The organism is Kouleothrix sp. (assembly GCF_046328425.1).
In the GTDB taxonomy this organism is placed as follows: Bacteria; Chloroflexota; Chloroflexia; order Chloroflexales; family Roseiflexaceae; genus Kouleothrix.
On record NZ_JAXLWP010000004.1, the window covers coordinates 92,939 to 114,776 of the forward strand.

The 21,838-nt window shown below is 68.1% G+C and carries 17 protein-coding genes; 10 read left to right on the forward strand and 7 right to left on the reverse strand.

From position 1 onward, the window contains the following. The first annotated feature begins 235 nt into the window (after positions 1-235). The 8 genes from U0177_RS03245 (at position 236) to U0177_RS03280 (ending at position 11,726) form a co-directional block, all read left to right on the forward strand. Positions 236-1,396: a lipocalin-like domain-containing protein gene (locus tag U0177_RS03245; protein ID WP_409569154.1), complete on the forward strand. Its 1,161-nt coding sequence runs from the start codon at positions 236-238 to the stop codon at positions 1,394-1,396. A 223-nt stretch (positions 1,397-1,619) separates the two neighbouring features. Then, the gene (locus U0177_RS03250) at positions 1,620-3,371 is read left to right on the forward strand and encodes an NAD(P)-dependent oxidoreductase (RefSeq protein ID WP_409569155.1); all 1,752 of its coding nucleotides are present in this window, start codon (positions 1,620-1,622) and stop codon (positions 3,369-3,371) included. Between the two features lie 264 nt (positions 3,372-3,635). Then, positions 3,636-4,037 carry a PPOX class F420-dependent oxidoreductase gene (locus U0177_RS03255; RefSeq protein ID WP_409569156.1) on the forward strand — a complete coding sequence of 134 codons (402 nt, stop codon included), beginning with the start codon at positions 3,636-3,638 and terminating at the stop codon, positions 4,035-4,037. 416 nt (positions 4,038-4,453) lie between these two features. Next, the gene (locus tag U0177_RS03260; protein ID WP_409569157.1) at positions 4,454-5,110 is read left to right on the forward strand and encodes a TMEM175 family protein; all 657 of its coding nucleotides are present in this window, start codon (positions 4,454-4,456) and stop codon (positions 5,108-5,110) included. A gap of 265 nt (positions 5,111-5,375) precedes the next feature. Then, entirely contained in the window at positions 5,376-6,386 is a 1,011-nt protein-coding gene (locus tag U0177_RS03265) for an MBL fold metallo-hydrolase (protein ID WP_409569158.1), read from the forward strand. A 430-nt stretch (positions 6,387-6,816) separates the two neighbouring features. Next, positions 6,817-7,671 carry a sulfurtransferase gene (locus U0177_RS03270; RefSeq protein ID WP_409569159.1) on the forward strand — a complete coding sequence of 285 codons (855 nt, stop codon included), beginning with the start codon at positions 6,817-6,819 and terminating at the stop codon, positions 7,669-7,671. 180 nt (positions 7,672-7,851) lie between these two features. Then, positions 7,852-9,108: an alginate lyase family protein gene (locus U0177_RS03275; protein ID WP_409569160.1), complete on the forward strand. Its 1,257-nt coding sequence runs from the start codon at positions 7,852-7,854 to the stop codon at positions 9,106-9,108. 368 nt (positions 9,109-9,476) lie between these two features. Further along, positions 9,477-11,726, forward strand: coding sequence for a cellulose biosynthesis cyclic di-GMP-binding regulatory protein BcsB (locus tag U0177_RS03280; RefSeq protein WP_409569161.1), 2,250 nt, complete (start codon positions 9,477-9,479; stop codon positions 11,724-11,726). Between the two features lie 108 nt (positions 11,727-11,834). Here U0177_RS03280 and U0177_RS03285 read toward each other — a convergent pair whose 3' ends face one another. The 5 genes from U0177_RS03285 to U0177_RS03305 form a co-directional block, all read right to left on the reverse strand. Then, a complete protein-coding gene (locus tag U0177_RS03285) occupies positions 11,835-12,923 on the reverse strand; it encodes a VWA domain-containing protein (RefSeq protein WP_409569162.1) in 1,089 nt (362 codons plus the stop codon). A 35-nt stretch (positions 12,924-12,958) separates the two neighbouring features. Next, positions 12,959-13,954 carry a vWA domain-containing protein gene (locus U0177_RS03290; RefSeq protein ID WP_409569163.1) on the reverse strand — a complete coding sequence of 332 codons (996 nt, stop codon included), beginning with the start codon at positions 13,952-13,954 and terminating at the stop codon, positions 12,959-12,961. A 19-nt stretch (positions 13,955-13,973) separates the two neighbouring features. Next, entirely contained in the window at positions 13,974-14,867 is an 894-nt protein-coding gene (locus U0177_RS03295; RefSeq protein ID WP_409569164.1) for a DUF58 domain-containing protein, read from the reverse strand. Then, on the reverse strand, positions 14,842-15,810 hold the full coding sequence (locus U0177_RS03300; RefSeq protein ID WP_409569452.1) for an AAA family ATPase: 969 nt from the start codon (positions 15,808-15,810) through the stop codon (positions 14,842-14,844). Before U0177_RS03300 ends, U0177_RS03295 begins: the two co-directional genes overlap by 26 nt. Before the next feature lie 461 nt (positions 15,811-16,271). After that, positions 16,272-17,111, reverse strand: coding sequence for a S1C family serine protease (locus tag U0177_RS03305; RefSeq protein ID WP_409569165.1), 840 nt, complete (start codon positions 17,109-17,111; stop codon positions 16,272-16,274). 1,083 nt (positions 17,112-18,194) lie between these two features. Here U0177_RS03305 and mvaD point away from each other — a divergent pair. Continuing rightward, a complete protein-coding gene (mvaD, locus tag U0177_RS03310; protein WP_409569166.1) occupies positions 18,195-19,214 on the forward strand; it encodes a diphosphomevalonate decarboxylase in 1,020 nt (339 codons plus the stop codon). Between the two features lie 201 nt (positions 19,215-19,415). Here the strand turns inward: mvaD and U0177_RS03315 are convergent, their stop codons facing one another. Both U0177_RS03315 and U0177_RS03320 read right to left on the reverse strand, forming a co-directional pair. Beyond that, positions 19,416-19,601, reverse strand: a complete 186-nt coding sequence (locus U0177_RS03315) for a hypothetical protein (protein WP_409569167.1) — start codon at positions 19,599-19,601, stop codon at positions 19,416-19,418. Positions 19,602-19,775: 174 nt separating this feature from the next. Continuing rightward, a complete protein-coding gene (locus U0177_RS03320; RefSeq protein ID WP_409569168.1) occupies positions 19,776-20,138 on the reverse strand; it encodes a DUF952 domain-containing protein in 363 nt (120 codons plus the stop codon). A 235-nt stretch (positions 20,139-20,373) separates the two neighbouring features. Between U0177_RS03320 and U0177_RS03325 the strand changes: the two genes are divergently transcribed. Continuing rightward, positions 20,374-21,837, forward strand: a complete 1,464-nt coding sequence (locus tag U0177_RS03325; RefSeq protein WP_409569169.1) for an esterase/lipase family protein — start codon at positions 20,374-20,376, stop codon at positions 21,835-21,837. Position 21,838 lies beyond the last annotated feature (1 nt).

Below are 21,838 nucleotides of genomic sequence, written 5' to 3' on the forward strand. Positions count from 1 at the left end.
CAGCTCCGCGCCGATGTTCGCACGTTCCACTATGTAGAACGCCGCTCGGCGCGAGCCCGCACCATTCACGACATTACGGCAGGATGACAGCGGGATGTACGCCAGTTCACAGCATCCCCGCCAGCCGGCGAGGCGTAGAATATGCTAGTGTTCCAGCAGGGCGGCTGTGTGGCCGGCCGCCAGCACGGCGTTGCGGGCGCACATCCCGAAGACAAGCAGACATAAGGCAGCTACTATGCGCAAAGCATTCATGTTTCTCGTGGCGGCGCTGCTGCTGGCGGCGTGCGGCGGCGCCACGCCGGCGGCCGGCCCGCTCGGCCAGATCTCGGCGGTCGAGGCGGTGGGCGGATCGGGCGCGGCGGGGTTTGCGCGCGCCACGCGCCCGCGCCAGTTCGTGTTCCCGCAGGATCACGGCCCGCACCAGGAGTACGCCACCGAGTGGTGGTACTACACCGGCAACCTGAGCGCCGCCGACGGCCGGCACTTCGGCTACCAGCTCACGTTCTTCCGCTTCGGCCTGGCGCCCAAGCCGGCCGAGCGAGCATCCGACTGGGGCGCGTCGAATATTTACATGGCGCACTTCGCGCTCAGCGACGTTGCCGGCAAGCAGTTCTACGCCTTCGACCGCTTCAGCCGCGACGCGGCCGGGCTGGCCGGCGCCCAGGGCGACCCGTTCCGGGTCTGGCTCGAGGGCTGGAGCGCCGAGGGCGTCGGCGGCGCCACGCCTATGCGCCTGCGCGCCCAGCAGGGCGAGGTCGCGATCGACCTCACGCTCGACGCCGGCAAGCCAGTGGTGCTGCAGGGCGACCGCGGCCTCAGCCAGAAGAGCGCCGAGCCGGGCAATGCCTCGTACTACTACTCGCTGACGCGCATGCCCACGCGCGGCTCGGTGGCGGCCGGCGGCGCGCGCTACGATGTCAGCGGGCTGAGCTGGATGGATCGCGAGTGGAGCACCAGCTCGCTCGCCGCCAATGTGGCCGGCTGGGATTGGTTCGCGCTGCAGCTGGCCGACGGCCGCGACCTGATGTACTTCCAGCTGCGCCAGAAAAGCGGCGCGGCCGACAGCTACAGCAGCGGCACGCTGATCGCCGCCGATGGCACCGCCACGCCAATCGCCCGCGACGACGCGCGCATCGACGTGCTCGGCACATGGCAGAGCCCGCGCAGCGGCGGAGCCTACCCCTCCACATGGCGGCTGCGCGTGGCCTCGGCCGGCATCGACCTGACGATCACGCCATACCTGGCCGACCAAGAGCTGCCGCTGGCGACGGTGTACTGGGAGGGCGCGGTGCGCTTCGAGGGCACGGCCGGCGGCCAGCCCGCCTCGGGCAGCGGCTATGTCGAGCTGACGGGCTACGCCGAGCAGCAGGGCCAGGAGAACGTGCGCGTGCGCTAGCCGCACGCCCGTTGCGGTTGCGCCAGGCGCAACAACCGGCGGCGTAGCCGCGCGCCAGTTGCGGTATCATTAGCGCTGCGTACCAGCGTTACCTCGGCAAACGTATACCCACAATTCGAGAAGCTCTTTGGTTGGTGCGCGGGTGGCAAGGCTGCCCGCGCATACATCTTTGTAGGCCGGCCGCGGCCGCAGCTAGCCTGAACACAACAACAGGAGCAAGCCCATGAGCGCCCACCAGCCGCGCGTCCTTGTGTGCGACCTGATCCACGAGGATGGGATCGCGCTGCTGCGCCAGCACGCGACCGTCGACATCCGCCCGGGCCTGGCGCGCGAGCAGCTCGAGCAGGCCGTGGCCGACGCCGACGCGCTGATCGTGCGCAGCGCCACCAAAGTGCCGGCGTCGGTGATCGCCGCCGGCCAGCGCCTGCGGGTGATCGGCCGGGCCGGCGCCGGCCTCGACAGCATCGACGTCTCGGCCGCGCGCGTGCAGGGCGTCGAGGTGGTGAACTGCCCCGACGCCAACACCGTGGCCGTAGCCGAGCACACGCTCGGCCTGATGCTGACGCTGGCGCGCCGGCTTGTCGCCGCCGACCAGAGCATGAAGGCCGGGCGCTGGGAGAAATCGCGCCTGATGGGCACCGGCCTGATGGGCAAGACGCTGGGGATCGTCGGGTTCGGGCGGATCGGCCGGCAGGTGGCGAAGTACGCCCAGGCCTTCGGCATGCGCGTGCTCGTCAACCAGCCGCGGCTCACGCCCGAGCTGGCGCTGGAGTGGGGCGTCGAGCAGGCCGACCTGCAGGTGCTGCTGCGCGCCGCCGACTTCGTGACGCTGCACGTGCCGCTGCGCCCCGAGACGAACGGGCTGATCGGCGCGGCCGAGCTGGCGCTGCTGAAGCCCGGCGCCTACATCGTCAACACGGCGCGCGGCGGCGTGATCGACGAGGCCGCGCTGCTGGCGGCGCTCGACGCCGGCCGGCTGGCCGGCGCCGCGCTCGACGTGTTCGCGCAGGAGCCGGCCATGGACAGCGCGCTGGCCGGCCACGCCAAGGTGCTGGCCACGCCGCATATCGCCGCCAGCACCGAAGACGCCCAGCGCAGCGCGGCGATCAGCGTAGCCGAGCAGATCATCGCGCTGCTGCGGCCGCGCCGCGTGGCCGACACGCTCGGCCTGCGGGTGGTGCCGCTCAGCCTGGTGGTGCCGCACGAGTCGTTCGACGCCCAGCGCGCCGCCGACCTGGCCGCGCGCCTCGACGCCGAGGGCACGCTGATCAACCCGCCGGTAGTAGCCGAGCGCGACGGCCGCTATGTCGTGCTCGACGGCGCCACCCGCACCGCGGCGATGCGCCAGCTCGGCTTCCCGCACACCGTCGTGCAGATCGTGCCGGCCGACCAGGCCAACCACAACGCGCACACCTGGTTCCACGCGATCTCGGGCGCCTCGCCCGAGGGCCTGCTGGCGCTGCTGCACGCCGTGCCGGGGCTCGAGCTGCGCGAGCTGGCGCCCGAGCAGCTGCGCGAGCGCCTGCAGATCGAGCAGGCGCTGGCCGGGCTCTATACCGCCGATAAGCGCGGCTTCCTCTTACGCGCCGCGCCTGATCAGCAGCACGACTGGCTCGACGTGCTCAACCCGGCGGTCGAGCGCTACACCGCCTGGGGCAGCGTCGAGCGCACGCTCGCCACCGACATGGGCGCGCTCAAGGCGCAGTTCCCGCAGCTCGCCGGGCTGGTGGTGTTCCCGCAGCTCACCGCCGACAGCATCCTGGCGCTGGCGGCGGCCGGGCGCGTGCTGCCGGCCGGCATCACGCGCTTTGTCATCCCTGGGCGCGTGCTACGCCTCAACCTGCCGCTCGCGTTTCTGCGCGGCGACGAGCCGCTGGCCGCCAAGAGCGACCAGCTCGACCGCATGCTGCAAGAGAAGCTGGCCGGCCGGCGCATTCGCTACTACCAGGAGCCGGTGGTGCTGCTCGACGAGTGAGGCGCGGCAGATCCGCCGCGCCGCGCCGTACGTAGCAGCTTCTAGATACCAACTAGGAGTTGCGCATTTGCGTGTTTCGGCTTCCTCAAGCGATGAGATTGAGCCTGCGGCAGCATAGTACCTGTTCATCTTCTGTGTGCAGTTTTTCCGCGCTCCGCGCGGAAAAACTGCATACGTCCAAAAGGAAAGTACCGCTCTGCCGAAGGCTGAGCACGCCAAGTGCGTAACTCCTAACCAACATGAAAAATACAGGAGTTTTTCCCAATGACTGAGGCATCACAAGACGATCCGGCGTACTTCGCGCCGCTGGCCGGCGCCGATTTCATGGTGCTCACCACCTACCGCGCCAGCGGCGAGGCGGTTCCTACCACGGTGTGGTTCGCCGAGGTGGCCGGGCGCGTGTACGTCACCACCAACCAGAACCTCAAGAAGGTCGCGCGTATTCGCGCTACGCCTGCGGTGCTGGTGGCGCCGAGCGACCGGGTGGGGAATCTGCAGGGGCCGGCGGTGTCCGGCCGCGCGCGCGTGCTCGGCCCCGACGAGGCGCCCGCCGCCGAGGCGGCGCTGCGCGCCAAGTATGGCGAAATGTACACCGCCACGACTGCACGCATGGATGCAACTCAGCCGCCCAACAGCCGGGTGTTCATCGAGGTGACCCCGCCGTAGGCCGCGCGCTCCGCAAGCCGCAGGCCCCCGCTCGCCATGCGAAAAGTCGGCCCTCACCCCCTCTCCCGCGCGCGGGGAGGGGGGTTGTTGGCTTTGTGGTGCGGTCGCCGCCGCGACCGCACCACAAAGCCAGGGGGAGGGGTCGAAAGACGTTGCACGAGCCCTGGCCATGCGAGCGGGGGCCTGCTCGTTGGCAGCAGGATCGCGTATAATAGGCTGCTCGCTTGATCGCTTAATAGATTGCGTTGCACTGAGTGGCGAAGCCACGCTGCAACATAATAAGGAATTTCGGGGCGGCTTCGCCGCCCCCAAACCCCCACCAAAGTGTAAGTAATCAAGCGAAGCTGGTATCACCGTGGCGGCTGGCGCTGCGGCAGAGAGGCGGCGCCGGCCCTGGCAAGAGGAGGAGTACGCCCATGAGCCATCGCGAAAGCGCGGCGACGCGCCGGGCGCGCGCCGCCGAGCACGCAGCCGCCGAGCCAGAGCACGACCTCGGGCTGGAGCGCGTGATCTTCTTCAGCGACGCAGTGTTCGCGATCGCGATCACCCTGCTGGCGCTCGAGATCCGCCTGCCCGCCGGCGCCGAGATGTCCTCCGGCGCCGATCTGCTGGCGGCGCTGCTGGGCATCTGGCCGCGCTACCTGAGCTACGGCATCAGCTTTCTGGTGATCGGCATGTACTGGATGTCGCACCACCGCATGTTTCGCTCGATCGCGCGCTACGACGGCCGGCTGATGTTCCTCAACCTGCTGCTGCTGCTGTGCGTCGGCTTCATCCCGTTCCCCACCAGCATCATCGGCGAGTACACCGGCCAGGTGGCCACGGTGTTCTACGCGCTCACCATGATCGTGACCGGCCTGATGACCTGGGCGCTGTGGTGGTATGCCAGCGGCGCCGGCGGCCGGCTGCTGGCGCGCCCGCTCGACGCCAGGCAGCTGCGCAATAGCCGCCTGCGCACGCTGGTGGCGCCGCTGGTGTTCGTGATCTCGCTTGGCATCTCGTTTGTGAACGACGACCTGGCGCGCCTTTCGTGGCTGGCGATCGCGCCGCTGCTGCTGGTGCTGCACCCATAGCCGCGCTGCCTTGCGGCCGGCGCTCTTGCCCCTGGGCTTTGATGTTTTGCAGGCGGTTTTCCGGAGAAACCGCACACGATACGGAGAAGAGTACCCCTCTGCCGAAGGCTGAGCGCGCCAGCTGCGTAAGCCCTAAAGCAATTGCGGGGGTGGCTTCGCCGCCGCCGAACCCCCACCACAAAAACCTGCCGTACGGCGTGTCAATGTAACCTAAAAGGTGTATACTACCCGCCGAATAGCAGACTATACAGCGAGCGAGGCGGCCGTGTCAGTTGAACCTGTCGTTCGTTACGAAACCGAGCGCGGCGCCTGGATCTACCGCATCTCGGCGCAGGTCTTCCCCATGCTCGTCGCGAACGTCTACCTCGTCGTCGACGGCGAGTATGTCGCGCTTGTCGATACCGGCAGCGGCCTTGGCCAGAGCAGCGAGCACATCCGGCGCGGAATGGAGCAGATCCGCGACGATTGGGGCGCGCGCATCGGCTGGGCCGATATCCGCCGCGTCGTGATCACCCACGCGCATGTCGACCACTACGGTGGCCTGGGCGCGGTGCGCGCGCTCACCAGCGCGCCGCTGGCGGTGCACGAGCTCGACCGGCGTGTGCTGACGAACCACGAGGAGCGGCTGGTGCTGGCCAGCCGCGCGGTGTCGGCGTTCCTGTGGCGCGCCGGCGTCTCCGAGTCGAACCACGCCAGCCTCATGGGTATGTACGGCTGGAGCAAGGGCCTGCTGCGGTCGACCGAGGTCGAGACGGTGCTGCGCGACGGCGACCTGCTCGACGATCGCATGCTGGTGCTGCACGCGCCCGGCCACTGCCCCGGCCAGGTGTGCCTGCAGATCGACGATGTGCTGCTCAGCGCCGACCACGTGCTGCCGCACACGTCGCCGCACATGGCCCCCGAGAGCATCACGCCCTCGACGGGGCTGGGCCACTACCTCGAGGCGCTGCGCAAGATCGCGGCGGTGCCGGGCATCCACCTGGCGCTCGGCGGCCACGAGGGGCCGATCGGCGACCTGTACGAGCGGATCGCGCAGATCGAGGCGTCGCACCAGCGCAAGCTCGAGCGGCTGCTAGCGGCCTGCGCCGAGCCGCGCACGATCAACGAGCTGTCGAAGCAGATCTACCCGCACGTCGACGGCTACAATATTCTGCTGGCGATCGAGGAGGTCGGCGCCCACGTCGAGTACCTCGACCAGCGCGGCCTGCTGGCGATCGCCAACCTCGACGAAGTTGCCGGCGATGAGTTCGCCGCGCCGCGCTACCACCGCCTTTAACGCCCGAACGAGCAGCGAGTGCGTACCGGCGCGATCCATCACCGCCCCGCATCTTTGGCTCTGTATGGGCGCGATCGATCGCGCCCCGCGCATCAAGCTCGATTGCACCATGCCCTTGTAGCATGTCAACGAAGTGAGCGCATATTCGCTGAGCCAACGAGGCTCCATGTCAGGCTGAACGGGGTGAAACATCTCACGGATAAACACCGATTTCCATCGAGAAAAGGAAGCTGCGCTCACCATGACACTGAACATACAGGCAAACGCTGTTGACACAGTTCTGAGTACAGGCTACCGCAGGTTCGATCCGAATTTTCCGAATAAAGGACGAAGCACAAAAGACGGAAGACGGCGCTGATTCGTCTTCCGTCTTTCGTGAAACCCGGTGCGGATGTGTGATAGCCTGCTCTTAAGGAAACGAGGTGCATACATGACCGTAGACCCACTGGTATCGGTTGAGTGGCTGAAAGACCACCTCGGCGACCCGCAGGTGCGCGCGGTGGACGTGCGCTGGTACCTGACCGAGCCGCACCGCGGGCGCGCCGACTACGACGCCGCGCACCTCCCCGGCGCGGTGTTCATGGACATCGACGGCGACCTGGCCGCGCCGCGCGGGCAGGGGCCGGGCCGCCACCCGCTGCCGGCGCCCGAGCGCTTCGCCGCCGCCGCCGGGCGCGCGGGCATTGGCCCCGACACGCACGTGGTGGCCTACGACGCCAGCGGCGGCGCGTATGCCGCGCGGCTCTGGTGGCTGCTGCGCTACTTCGGCCACGAGCGCGTGTCGCTGCTCGACGGCGGCTGGCCGGCGTGGCTGGCCGGCGGCTACCCCACCACCACCGCAGCGCCCGCCGTCGCGCCGGCCGAGTTCATCGCCGTGCCGCGCCCGGCAATGCTCGTCGACGCCGCCGCCGTCGACGCGCTGCGCCGCGAGCCGCGCGCGCTGCTGCTCGACGCGCGCGCCACCGAGCGCTACGAGGGCCGCGTCGAGCCGATCGACCCGCAGGCCGGGCATATCCCCGGCGCGCGCTCGGCGCCATTCGCCGGCAACCTGCGCGCCGACGGCCACATGAAGAGCGCCGACGAGCTGCGCGAGCGCTACCTCGCGCTTGGCGCCGACGCCGCCGACCCGATCGTCTGCTACTGCGGCTCGGGCGTCACCGCAGCGCATGCTGTGTTCGCGCTGTGGCTGGCCGGCCGCGCCGACGCGCTGCTGTACGAGGGCTCGTGGAGCGACTGGTCGAGCGACCCGGCCCGCCCGGTGGCCACCGGCAGCGACCCAGGCTAAACATTGAGACCAAGAATTCATCTCCCAGCGCCCCGCGCCGATTGACCCGCCGAATCGATCATGGTAGAGTGAGACTCCAGAGGCTAGAGAGCCTGTTTGAAAAGAGGGTGCGCGAGGGGCATAGCCCCTCGCACTTCCCTTTCAGACAGCTTCTTAAGAAATGAATAAAAGGAGAACTCATTGCCGCACTCCTACCGTCGCCCCGAGCATCGTTCCACTGCGGTAGGCTCGCTGCTCCTGGTAGTGGTTGCCGCACTTGCCTCGGCGCTGCCAGCATTTGCCGCACCGCCAGCCTCCCCATCGGCCCCGCCCTCGCCGGCCAGCGCCACAACGCAAGGCGCATTCCAGGTCTTCGCCCCCATGATTAGCCGCCCGCGCGCCCCGCTGGGCATGATCATTCAGCCCGCCGAGCTGCTGGTCACCAAGGCCCAGTACGATCAGCGCGTCGAGCCAGGGCGCAGCGCGGTGAAGTCGCTGCTCAACGACGCCGCCGAGGCGCTCGCCGCGACGCCGTGCGCGCAGGCGACGTATGCCACGAGCACCGGCTACGACTGCCTCAACCAGGCTTCGGAGTATGCCTACCTGCTGGCGCTCGCCTACCGCCTGACCGGCGATACGGCCTATAGCGCGAAGGGCGCGGCGTTCATCCGCGCCTGGTCGGCAACCCTCAGCGGCATCACGCCCGGCGACGACCAGGCCCAGCTCGATTGGAGCCGGCTGGTGCCGGCGATGATCTGGGGCGCCGACCTGCTCGACGGCACGCCCAGCTGGAGCGAGGCCGACCGCCAGCAGCTGATAGCGATGCTTCAGAACCACGCCCTGCCCCAGGCCAAGGCCGCGGCGCAGCGCGCGAACAACTGGGCCGACGCCGGCAACCTGCTGTGGCTCAGCATCGCCGTCTACGCCGGCATGCCCTCCGAGCGCGCTGCGGCGGTGGCGAACTGGAAGCTCAAGCTCGACGGCGTGGCCCAGGCCGGCGCGGCCGCCGCCAGCGACGCCTGCGCCGATACCAGCTGGATCTACGGCATGTGCAGCGATGGCTCGCTGACCGAGGAGAACCGCCGCGGCGCCGACGGCCTCGGCTATAACCAGGGCGCGCTGAGCGTCAAGACGGTGTTCGCCGAGATCATGCGCAGGCAGGGCGACGCCTCGCTGTACACCTACAAGACACCGCGCGGCGTGGGGCTGAAAAATGGCTGGGATTTCCTGGCCCCGCGCGTTCTCGACGCCTTCGCGGGGCGCTGCACCTGGCTCTATACCCCGGATCACTGCGTCGGCGCCACCAATCGCTCCGGCTGGGAGCTGGCCTACGCCCACTGGCACGCGCCGGCCTACCTGCCGGTGGTCCTCGAGCACCGGCCGTACTCCTGGTCGAACTGGGCCGACCCTGGCTACAGCACTGTGCTGTTCGGTAGCCTGAACCTGGGCGGCAGTTAGCCCGCTGCGCGGTGGTGCTTTGGCGCCGTAAAGCGGCCGCACACGCTCTATGGTGGGGCGGGCGGCAAAGCCGCCCCCGAGCCCCCACCAATTTGAAAGACTTTGCACGAGCCCTGGATTAATGATCAAACAATAGCACGAGCACAATAAAATAATGATATAATACCCAATATAGCAAAATAACGTTGCGAAATATCAATTATTTCATCGATACGCCCCACATACGGCGTATCGATTTGTTTTTATATGTCGGTATAACGGCGAAGTTGCTTTCCGAGCACAAACGAACAGTATATTGCAACAACAGCGGAGCTACTCGCATGCTAACAAAATTATTGATTTATCGTATAAGATGCATTCGCATTGGGTTGATCGCGCTGATAGGCGCGCTCTGCCTCGGCGCCGTGCCCGCCACCGGCGCGCACGCCAGCCCACAGCCGCGCACGGGCAGCCTCGACGTAGCCGACGACGAAGTGCAGCTGATGCAGCTCGGCTTTCAGGACCACACCCTGCGCAGCTCCACCGACGAGGCAAAAGTCTTCTTTACGCTTCCTTCGACGTGGGATCTGCAGCCCGACACTAAAATGCGGCTGCACTACGCCGTGAAGATCACCGGCCCCATGGTGGCGGCACAGGGTTCCGACACCAGCAAGACCAGCGCGTACGTCGCGTCGCTGAATGTCCGGCTGAACGGCAAAACCGTCGCGTTTTACCCGATCACCCAGGACATGGACTCGAGCGTCGACATCACGCTCGCGCGCGCCGACCTGCACCCTGCGGCCGCGCGCTCGGCGCGCAATACCCTTAGCTTCACCATCAGCGACAATATCGACTGCATCGGCCTCTCGCCGGTTGAAGTCACGATCTTCAATAATAGCTCGCTGGTGCTGCCGCATACGCTGCGCTCGATCCAGCCCGACCTGATGGACTACCCATTCCCGCTGATCGAGCAGAGCTTCGACGTGCAGGGGATCACCGTGGTGGTGCCGCAGCAGCCGACGACGGCCGAGCTGGCGGCGGCGTTTGCGGTATCGACGAGCCTGCGCGATATCGACAAAAACGCGCCGCTCGCGCTGGTGCAGGCCAACGACCTGAGCGACGATCAGCGTGCCGCCACGCACGTGGTGCTTGTCGGCCAGCCCAGCCGGCTGCCGCTGCTCAGCGGCGTGACGCTGCCGGCGCAGCCGCGAGACGATCACTTTCCTTCACTGCCGGTCGGCGACGACGATGGCGTGGTGCAGATCGCCGTCTCGCCGTGGAATAGCCAGCACGCGCTGCTGCTGGTGAGCGGGGCCACGCCGACGGCGGTGCTGCGCGGCGCGCAGGGCCTCGATACCCTGCACGAGCAGGCCCAGCCGCAGCGCGCGGTTGCGATCGTCTCGGCCGTGCGCGCCAGCCAGACGGCCGACTTCCCGCTCGACCGGGCGACATTCGCCATGCTGCGCGTGCCCGACATCACGCTGCGCGGCCTGGGCACCAGCTCGGCCGACGCGCACTTCACGCTGACGGCCCGGCAGGCGCGCTTCAGCAGCGGCACCCTGAACATCTCGATCGCGCACTCGGCGCTGCTCAACGGCGGCCTGTCAAACGTCACGATCGAGCTCAACGGCACTGTCGTGGGCAATATTCGCCTCGACGACGATAATGCGCAGGGCCGGGTTGTAACGATGCGCCTGCCAACGACGGCGCTCAAGCCCGGCGACAACCGGCTGAGCGTCAGCGCCCTGATGCGCGCGCTCTCCGACTGCGGCAAGCCCAGCGGCGACGACATCTGGCTGACGGTTCACAACGACTCGATGTTCTCGATCTCGCGCGAGAATTTGATCGACCCCGAGCTGCCGTTCACGCTCGATCGCTACCCGGCGCCGTTCAGCTACGACCCCGACCTGGCGAACCTGGCGTTTGTGCTGCCAGCCGGCGACCCGCACAGCTGGAATATCGCCCAGCATATGATCATGTACTTGGCCGATATGGCCGGCAGCCAGGTGGTATCGCCGACGATCCTGTTCGCCGATACGCCGGCCAGCGAAGTTCGCAGCGACCTGCACCTGATCATGATCGGCCAGCCGCGCGCGCTGCCGCTGCTCGCCGAGCTTTCCGATCAGCTGCCGATCGTGTTCGCGCCCGGCACGAACGACCCCGACGATCGGCGCAGCCGGGTGGTGATGCACTTCGCCCCGCCCGAGCAGCAAGGCTACCTCCAGATTGTTCCGGCGCCGTGGAACACGCGGCGGGTGGTGCTGCTGGTGCTCGGGCGCGACGATCAGGAGCTGAGCTGGGCGGCCAGCGGGCTGACCGACAGTGCGCTGCGGCGCCAGCTGAGTGGCGAGCTCGCGCTGGTGCAGGCCGACGTGGTGATCACGCCCCAGCTGATCGCGACCGCCCAGCCCACCTCGGCTGTGCCGAGCGTCGATCCGCCGGAGAGTAGCAATGCGCCTGGCGCCTCGCTGCCCACGCGGCCAACCCCGGCGACGGCCGGTGCAGGCGCCGCCGCAAACCAGCCGGCCCCGGCCAAGCAGCCGGCCTCCTGGACGCTGCCGATCATCATGCTGCTGGCAATCATTTCGGGGGTTATTCTGGGCCTGCGCATGTGGATCCGCCAGCAAGAGGTTTCGTAGCGGTGAACGATCGCGCGAGCCTGGGGGCAACAGCGGGGGTGCGCGAGGGGCATGCCCCTCGCGCACCCCCGCTCTGGCGCCTGGCGGCCAGCCTTTCCAGGCAGCTTCTCAGGGCAGCGGGTTCCAGATCAGCGCCAGGCCGATCGCCAGCGCCGCCAGCAGCGCGCCGGCCGCCGCAAACGCAAAGCTGATCTCGGTGGTTTCGTGCTTGGTGATCAGGTAGGTCGGCAGGCTGTTGAACACATCTTGCAGCTCGCCCGCGCTTGAGGCCGCATAGTAGGTGCCGCCGGTCATTTCCGACACTTCCTTCAGCGTCGCTTCGTCGATGCCACGCCGAAACCCACCGCCGCCGCCAAACCCGCCGCCGCCGCCAAACCCGCCGCCGCCGCCAAACCCGCCGGCGCTGCTATCGAGCGTGCCGCCGCCCTGGAGCTGTGGCGCGCAGATCGGCAGCGTGCCATTCTCGGTGCCGAAGCCGATCGTGTACACGCGCACGCCACGATCGGCAGCCTGCTGCGCCGCCTCGATCGGCTGCGGCCCTGAGTTGCTGACGCCGTCGGTCAGCAGCACGATGATATCGGGCGCGTAGGCCCCCTGCGGCACTGGCGTGGGTGCGGCCTGCAGCGTCGCGTCGGTGACGCTCGGCGCCACGTTCTTATCGACCTCGGCGATCGCGTCGAGCGCCTTGAGGATGCCGCTGCCGATGGCCGTGCGCCGCCCGGTGGTCAGGCTCTTCACCGCGGCCTCGAGCGCGTCTTGATCGGCGGTTGGCGGCTGCACCAGCTCGGCAAAGCCGGCGAAGGCCACGATCCCGATCTGCGTGCCGGATTTCTGGCTGCGGATGAACGACAGCGCGGCCTCCTCGGCCGCCTCGATCCGGCTGGGCGCAATATCGGTCGAGCACATGCTGCGCGACACGTCGATCGACAGCAAGATCACGGTCTGGTTGGTCGGCACGCTGACGATCGCCACCGGCCGGCACGCCGCGATCACCAGGCTGGCAAGCGCGCCCAGCAGCAGCGCGAACGGCAGGTGCCGCCGCAGCCACGAGTGGCGCGGGATCGCCGCGCGCACCAGCGCCAGGCTCGAGTAGCGCACCGCGAAGCGCCGCCGCCGCCGCAGCATCCACAGGTAGGCCGCCAGCAGCAGCGGAATGATCGCCAGCAGCAGCAGAAAGCCAGGCCACAGCAAGTCCATCGATCGCCCTCCGGGGTAAGCCGCCGCGCGGGCCGCTACGGCACGCGGCCAAACCACAGCATCGAGCAGACCGCGCCGAGCAGCAGGGCCAGAATGCCGGCCGCCGCCAGCGCGGCGGTGATCTCCACCGGCTCGGGGCGGATCACCATCTGCAAATCGAGGTTATCGTAGATCGACTGCAGCTCCTGCTGGCTTTCGGCGTTGTAGTACGCGCCCTCGGTGCGCTGCGCGATCTGCTGCAGCAGCTCGGCGTCGAGCTGGGTGTGTACGCTGAAGCCGTTGGCGCGCAGCGTTGTGCCGGCCGGGCTGCCGACGCCGATCGTGTAGATGCGGATGCCCATCTCGGCGGCGGCGCGCGCTACCTCCAGCGGGTTGGGCGCCTGGTTGTTCTCGCCGTCGGTCAGCATCACGATCGTGGCCGAGGTGTACGTGCCCGGCGGCACCGCCGTGGGCGTGGGCGTCCGGTTGGTGTACAGCCGCTCGGCCGGCTGGCTGAGCGCCTGGATGGCCTTGATCGCCACGATCATGCCCTGGCCAAGCGAGGTGCCGCGCTGCGGCGCCAGCCGGTTGATCGCCGCCACGATCGCCGCCTGGTCGTTCGTGGGCGGCTGCACCGCCAGCCCGCCATCGCTGAACGCCACCACGCCCACCTGCACGCTGCGCGGCTGGCGCTCGACAAACGCGCGCGCGGCGGTTTTGGCCGCCTCCATGCGCGTCGGCTTGATGTCGTCGGCGGCCATGCTGCCCGACACGTCGAACGCCAGGATGACGGTGCCTTCGATCCGCGGCAGGCTGAGCACCGCCTGCGGCCGCGCCAGCGCCACCAGCAGCACGCCCAGGCCCAGCAGAAACAGCGCCGGCGGAACGTGCCGCCGCGCGCCCAGCCGCGCGCCGCCGGCAGCCTGCGCCAGCCCGAACCCGCCGTAGCTTGCGGCGATCTGCCGGCGCCGCCGCTGGCCCCGCAGGTACTGCCACGCGAACAGCGGCAGCAGCAGCAGCGAAACCAGCATCACAGGCCAGATAAACGACATAGCTGTTCCCGTAAAGCTTTTACCTGCGGCGCTGCCGCCGCAGGGTCGCGAAGCGCACGATCGCGCGCGCCAGGTCTTCGTCGGTCGCCAGGCTCAGCACGTCGACGCCGGCGCGCTTGAACGCCTCGGCCAGCGCCGCCTCGCGCTCGCGCGCCGCCGCCGCGAAGCGCCGCCGAAACTGCGGATCGTGCGTGTCGACATACAGCTGCTCGCCGGTCTCGGCGTCCTCCATCACGATCAGGCCCACGTCGGGCAGCTCGGTCTCGCGCGGGTCCCACAGCCGGATGGCCAGCACCTCGTGGCGCTGGTTCAGCAGGCTCAGCGGGCGCTCCCAGCCCGGCGCGCTGATGAAGTCGGAGATCACAAACACCAGCGAGCGCTGCTTGATTGTGCCGAGCCCGGCCGCCAGCAGCGGCGCCAGGTTGGTGGGCGGCGCCTTGGGCAGCTGCGGCTGGCGCAGCAGGTCGTTCAGCAGGCGCAGCACCTGCAGCCGCCCGCCGCGCGCCGGCACGGTGCGCTCGACCCGGCCGCCATAGAAGATCGCGCCGACGCGGTTGCCGTGGCGCGTCAGCAGCCGCGCGATCGTCGCCACCAGGTCGATCAGCACGCCGCGCTTGAGGCTCGGCGCGGTGCCGAAGTCCATCGACGGGCTGAGATCCAGCAGGAACCAGGCGGTGATCTCGCGATCTTCGACATACTGGCGCACATACGGCGCGTCCATGCGCGCGGTCACGTTCCAGTCGATGTAGCGAATATCGTCGGTCGGCTGGTACTCACGCAGGTCGGCGAAGTCGACGCCATAGCCATAGAACAGGCTGCGGTAGTCGCCCTGCAGCAGCCCGTCGAGCCGGCGGATCACCTGCCATTCGAGGCGCTGCAGGATGCGCTCAGGCGCGGGCGCGTGTGTGCTCATGGAGCGGCACCTCCGGCTTGGGAATGCGGCCGATGATCTTCGCCAGCAGCTCGTCGGCGCCGACATTATCGGAGAGCGCCTCGTACGAGAGCACCATGCGGTGGCGCATCACGTCCATCGCCAGGTCGAGCACATCCTGCGGCAGCGCGTAGTCGCGGCCGCGCACAAACGCCAGCGCGCGCGCGCCCAGGATGAGGTTGATCGAAGCGCGCGGGCTGGCGCCGAACATGATGTAGCGCTCCAGGTCTTTTAGCCCGTGCTCGCCCGGCTGGCGCGTGGCGGTAACCATGCGCACGGCATATTCGATCAGCGCCGGGTCGACATACACGCGCGCGGCGGCCTGCTGCAGATCGAGCAGCTGGTCGGTGGTCAGCACCTTCTGCACCGCCTGCAGCACGCCGGTCATGCGCTCGACGATCACGAACTCCTCGGTGGGGCTGGGGTAGCCCACCAGCACCTTGAGCATGAAGCGGTCGACCTGGGCCTCGGGCAGCGGGTAGGTGCCTTCGGTCTCGATCGGGTTCTGCGTCGCCAGCACCAGGAACGGGTTCGGCACGCGGAACGTCTCGCGGCCGATCGTCACCTGGCGCTCCTGCATCACCTCGAGCAGCGCACTCTGCACCTTAGCCGGCGCGCGGTTGATCTCGTCGGCCAGCAGCAGGTTGGTGAACACCGGCCCGAGCGCAGTGTTGAACTCGCCGGTCTTCTGGTTGTAGATCCGCGTACCCACCAGGTCGGCCGGCACCAGGTCGGGCGTGAACTGGATGCGCTTGAACTCGCCGCCGATCGCCTCGGCCAGCGTCTTGATCGCCATGGTCTTGGCCAGGCCCGGCACGCCCTCCACCAGCAGGTGGCCGCGCGCCAGCAGCGCCACCACCAGCCGCTCGAGCAGGGCATCCTGGCCGACGATCACCTTCTTGACTTCGTACAGCACGCGCTCCATGGCCGTGGCGCTCTCGGGGTTCCTCTGATACTCCACTGTATACTCCTTTGAGCTGTCATGCCAAATTCGCTTGATCACGTACACTTTCGTGGGGGTTTGGGGCGGCTTCGCCGCCGCCGCATTTCTTTAGAAGTTGTTTGAAAAGGGTGGTTTGGAGGGACGAAGTCCCTCCAAGTATCCACTTTTCTGGCGGGTGCGGCCACTCGTGCGCCACCCGCCAGAGGGTGCGAGGGCATAGCCCCTCGCGCACCCCCTTTTCAAACAGGCTCTTAGAAGTTACGCACTTGCGCTGTTCGGCTTCCTCGCTCCGCGCGGAAAAACCGCAGACACTACACGAAGAAAGTACCGCTCTGCCGAAGGCTGAGCGCGCCAACTGCGTACGTTCTATTCTTTTTGTGTTGCACGACGTGACTGCGCCACGTCGTGCAACAGTATCTCTACGTAATCAAGCCAACAGCGTATCAGAAAGGTGGTAGCCCGGCCGCGCCGCCAGCCACGTCGATCGGCACAGCAAAGCCGATTCCAATGAACACATTCTGGTCGGTCGGGTTGATCAGCCCGGCCACAATGCCGATCACCTGGCCGTCGCGGTTCAGCAGCGGCCCGCCCGAGTTGCCGGGGTTGACGGCCGCGTCGATCTGGATCAGGCCATCCAGCTTGCGCCCGCTGTTCGAGAGCACAAACGAGCGGTCGAAGCCCGAGATCACGCCGGCGCTCATCGAGCCGTACAGCCCGAGCGGATGGCCGACCACAAACGCCTCGTCGCCGACGTGCATTGCGTTGGGGTTGCCCAGCGTCGCCGGCACAAGCTGCTGCGGCGGCTCGGTGGCGCGCAGCACGGCGATATCGTGGTTGGGCTGGGTAGCCACCACCTGCGCGCCCGAGCGGCTGCCGTCGGCAAACGTAAGGCTGATATCGTCGGCGCCGGCCACGACGTGCAGGCTGGTGAGGATGTCGCCGCGGTCGTCGATCACCACGCCGCTGCCAAGCCCCTGCTCGGCCTCGTCGGCGCTGCTATGCGCCTGCGTCTGGATCAGCACGAGCGAGGGCTGGATCGCGGCGTACACCCGCGCCGAGTAGGCGGCCGGCGGCGTAGCCGAGGCCATCGCCTGCGCGATCGACTCATTCACCTGGCCGGCGGTGAGCGGCTGCGGCGCGGGGAACAGCAGGCCGTACAGCAGCAGCGCCACCAGCGCCGCCAGCACGCCCGAGGCAAACGGCGCGGCCTTGCGGGCAAGCGCGCGGCCGCGCGCGAGGCGGCTGCGCCAGCGCTCCAATCGAGTGGTCGTCGGTTGGTTCATGCCCCTTCCTAACCGCAAGGAATAGCGATCAACACGCCAAGGCGCGCGCAGGGCTCCGTGGAAGAGAACAGTGTGCGGTAACTATAGCATTTTTTCACCGCCGGAAGATGAGACAATGCTGAGAGAACCGGGCAAGCCCATCGCTGGACTTTGCAAGCCCTTCGCACCACTTTGCAGGCCCTTCCGAGTATTTTGCAAGCCCCTCCGGGGATTTTGCAAGCCCCTCCGGGGACTTTGCAAGCCCTTCCGGGGATTTTGCAAGCCCCTCCGGGGATTTTGCAAGCCCTTCCGGGGACTTTGCAAGCCCCTCCGGGGACTTTGCAAGTCGCTGCTCAGAAATTGCCTGAGACGTAGCCACCAAGACACCAAGACACCAAGAGCGTGTATGTCGTGTTGGTGATTGCTCAGCGTAGAACCGCTTGGCGCCTTGGTGGTACACAGGCTTTGCAGACAGGTTCTCGGAGTAGTGTGCAAGTCGCTGCTCAGAAATTGCCTGAGACGTAGCCACCAAGACACCAAGACACCAAGAGCGTATATGTCGTGTTGGTGATTGCTCAGCGTAGAACCGCTTGGCGCCTTGGTGGTATACAGGCTTTGCAGACAGGTTCTCGGAGTAGTGTGCAAGCCGCTCAGAAATTGCCTGAGACGTAGCCACAGAAGACACCAAGAGCGTGTATGTCGTGTTGGTGATTGCTCAACTGGCTGTGAGGTGCGGTCGCGGCTGCGACCGCACTCACCCCCTTACCCCCCTCTCCCGCGCGCGGGAGAAGGGGGTAAGGGGGTGAGGGCCAACGCCGCATCAGCCCTGGCAAACCCCGGCAGCCGCCGCGCAATCCGCGCGGTGTGGTATGCTTAGAAGCAGTCTGAAAAGGGTGGTTTGGAAGGACTGCGTCCCTGTAAGTACTGTACATGACACGAGCTACGCGGTGGGGGTTCGGGGCGGCACCGCGCTCGCCTCTTTTTGGCTGGTCGCGGCTACGGCGGTGGCCGCGACCAGCCAAAAGAGTGATACTGGAGGGCTTGCGCCCTCCGAGCCCCCACGCGAGAGGGCACCGCGTAAGTACTGTAAATGAAAGCACACCAATGAGCACGATCAGATCCGCCACGGCGGTGGCGCCCGCGAACATCGCCTTCATCAAGTACTGGGGCGTGCAGGATGCAGCGCGCACGCTGCCGTTCAACGGCTCGATCTCGCTGAACCTCGACAGCTGCCTCACCACCACCACGGTCACATTCGACCCCGAGCTGCGCGACGACGAGGTGACGATCGCGCTGTACGGGCGCGCCGCCGAGGCCGCCAGCGGCCGGCCGCGCGAGCGCGTGGTGGCCCAGCTCGGCCGGCTGCGCGCGCTAGCGGGCGTGGCCACCTGCGCGCGCGTCGACTCGGCCAACACCTTCCCGTCCGACGCGGGCATCGCCTCGTCGGCGGCGGCGTTTGCGGCGCTCACGCTGGCCGGCGCCACCGCGCTGGGGCTCGATCTCGACGAGCGCCAGCTGACGGTGCTGACGCGGCGGGGCGGGTCGGGGTCAGCATGCCGCTCGATCCCCACCGGCTATGTCGAGTGGCGTATCCCCGAGGGCCCGTTCGACGCCGCGCGCTGGGACGAGGAATCGTACGCGGTGAGCCTGGCGCCGCCCGAGCACTGGGCGCTGGCCGACGTGGTTGCGGTGGTGGATGCCGGGGCCAAAAAGATCGGCAGCGCCGAGAACCACCAGCTCGCCGCAACCAGCGCCTACTTCCCGGCGCGGCTGGCCGAGATCCCGGCGCGGCTGGCCGCCGCGCGCGACGCAATCGCGCGGCGCGACCTCGAGCTGCTAGGCGCGACCATGGAGGCCGACGCGGTGTCGATGCACGCGGTGTGCATGACCTCGTCGCCGCCGTCGTTCTACTGGAACGCCGGCACGCTCGAGATCATCCACGCCGTGCGCGCCTGGCGCGAGGGCGGGCTGGCGGCCTACTTCACGATCGACGCCGGCCCGAATGTCCACGTGATCTGCGCCGACGGCGACCGCGACGAGGTTGCGCGGCGGCTGGGCGCGCTGCCGGGCGTGCAGTTCACGATCGCCAATGGCGCCGGCGCCGGCGCGCGGGTGGTGGGTTAGAGCCTCTACTTGGTGGGGGTTTGGGGGCAAGCCGCCGCCCTGCTTTTGTGTTGCACGACGTGGCGAAGCCACGTCGTGCAAACAATCTATACGTGATCAAGCGAACAGCGTATGAGCCGAGCAAACGTTTTACATAGCGCTACGTGAGGAAGGAGGTTCGCCGGCATCCGCCCGCGTTGACGTAAGCAGCTTGAACGTAGGCTATCCGCCCAGGCCACGAGCAAGCACATACAGCACTGCCGCGCCCAGCACCAACACGCCGACGCGCGCCACCACCCCGACAAGCAGGCCGAGCAGCGCCAGCAGCTGCCGCGCCATGAAGAACGCGCATATCGCCGCCAAGCACGCCAGGATAACCTGGTCGCCGCTAATTCCTTGCACGTACATATCGAACCTCCTTGCACTTCACAAAACCCATCGACGTGCCTATATCATAAGAAAATCGGCACTGCTATCTCAAGGCAACAGCAAGGATGTTCGATTGATGAATTGGTGACGTTGGGGATATTGTGTGGATATTACACGCCGGCGCGCGGGTGGTGGGTTAGAATGGCAGTGTTTTCACCACTCCACAAACGCCCCGTCCTCGGCGCGCCGGGCCGCGCGCACCGCCACGATCGCCGCGCGGTCGAGCGGGCCGTAGACGTGCGGGAACAGCGGCGCCAGCGGCGGCCCGGCGTTCGGCGCCGGGTCGGCCGGCGGCTCCCAGCGCAGCGGCGCGCTCAGGCGGGCCGGGTCGATCGTCAGCAGCACGAACTCGCCCGGCACGGCGCGGTAGAACGCGTTCGCGACCTTCAGCATCACATCCTCGCCGGCCGTGCAGTGCACAAACCCATCGGCGGCGAACTCGGCCGGCAGGTACGCCTGGCCCTCCGGCCAATCGCGCCAGCGCGCCGCCGGCGCCAAGTGGTAGATCCAGCTCATAGCAATCTGCTCCGCTCTGCCGCAGCGCGCCGCGCTTCAGCACGTTCTATGCCATCAACGCCAACAAAGTGCTTGCAAACTCTTTAAGGTATGCTATAATCGCAATATCTCCTTCTCCTCTCTTCTCTTGTTTCAGGGGGTCTGGGTAACCAGGCCCCCTGAAACATTTTTATTGCCCGATGGTACAATGGTGCAACCACTGGATGAGTGAGCCGACGCATACCAGGAGGTCATCATGCCCACCATTCCCCCAAACTCCCCGCCGGTCGCGCTGACGCCGCGCCTGAAGCTGCGGCCGGCTGCCGGCTGGCAGGGCAACGCGCAGGTCGCGCCAAAGAGCGGCGCGGTGCTTGGCGATAAGCCGGCGATCACCGCGCCGCTGAGCCTGTTCAAGCCGGCCGAGCCGGCGATAGTCCTCGACGTGAAGGCCCGCCCCGGCGCGCGCACGCTCGGCGACGCATCCGCCGACGGCGCGCTCGAGTACCAGCCGGCCGAGCCGGCGGTGTACGCGCTGCTGCAAGAGGTGCACACCGCCGACGGCGTGATCTACGATGTGACGCTGCCCGACCGCCAGCCCGGCGCCACGCGCACGCTCGGCGACGACCAGCCCGGCGTGTTGCGCTTCCCGATCCACCAGGTGGCCGGCGGCGGCGCGCCCGACCCGCGTCCGCGCCCGCGGACGCTGGGCCTCGGCGACGCGGTGGGCGGGGCAGTGGCCGACGCCGTCACCAAGCGCGTGCTGCAGGTGCTGCGCAGCCCGATCGACAAGGCGCTGCTGGCGGCGGTGCGCCGCTTCGAGCCGGCGGCCCAGGTGCAGGCCTGGCGCCCTGGCGGCTTCGCGCCGCTCGAAGGCTTCGAGGCCTGGCGCGCACTGCTGCCGCCCGGCGCCGACCACCGCGTGCTGCTGTACGTCCACGGCTTTGGCAGCTCCACCGCCGGCAGCGGCGGCGCCAGGTTCGTGCCCGAGCTGGCGCCCGGCTACGACGCGGTGCTCAGCTACGATCACCCCACCGCCACGCTCACGCCGCTCGAAAACGCCCAGGCGCTGCTGGCCATGATCCCCGACGACCTGCGCCTGAGCGCCGACCTGGTGGCGCACAGCCGCGGCGGCCTGGTGGTGCGCAGCCTGGTCGAGCTGCTCGAATGGCAGCCCAAGCTCCAGCCGCGCCGGCTGCTCACCGCCGGCTCGCCGCACGCCGGCACGCGCCTGGCCGAGCCCGAGCGCTGGGATCGGCTGGTGTCGCTGGGGCTGACGCTCGGCAGCTGGCTGATCTCGCTGGGCGGCGGGGCGTTCTGGGCGCCGAAGCTGCTCGAGTTCGTGCTGAAGGCCGCCGCGCAGAGCACGTTCGACCTGCCCGGCATCGGCGCGATGACGCCGGGCAGCGCGGTGCTGCAGCAGCTCAACCAGCCCGACGCACCCGGCCTCGACGAGCGCGTGCCCTACGCCGCCGTCACCTCCACCTTCGCAATCGCCAACGTGGCGCAGCAGGGCTTCCGGCAGGCGTTCGCGTCGCTGGCCATGCAGGTGTTCATGGGCGAGCCGAACGACCTAGTGGTGCACACCGCCAGCGCGCTCGAGATCGACGCCAGCTCGCGCGCGTTTACCGCCGATCAGCAGTTTCGCGCGTCGGTCGATCATTCCAGCTACTACCAGGACGCCGGGGTGCAGGCGTTTGTGCGCGGCCATCTGGGCGCCTAGC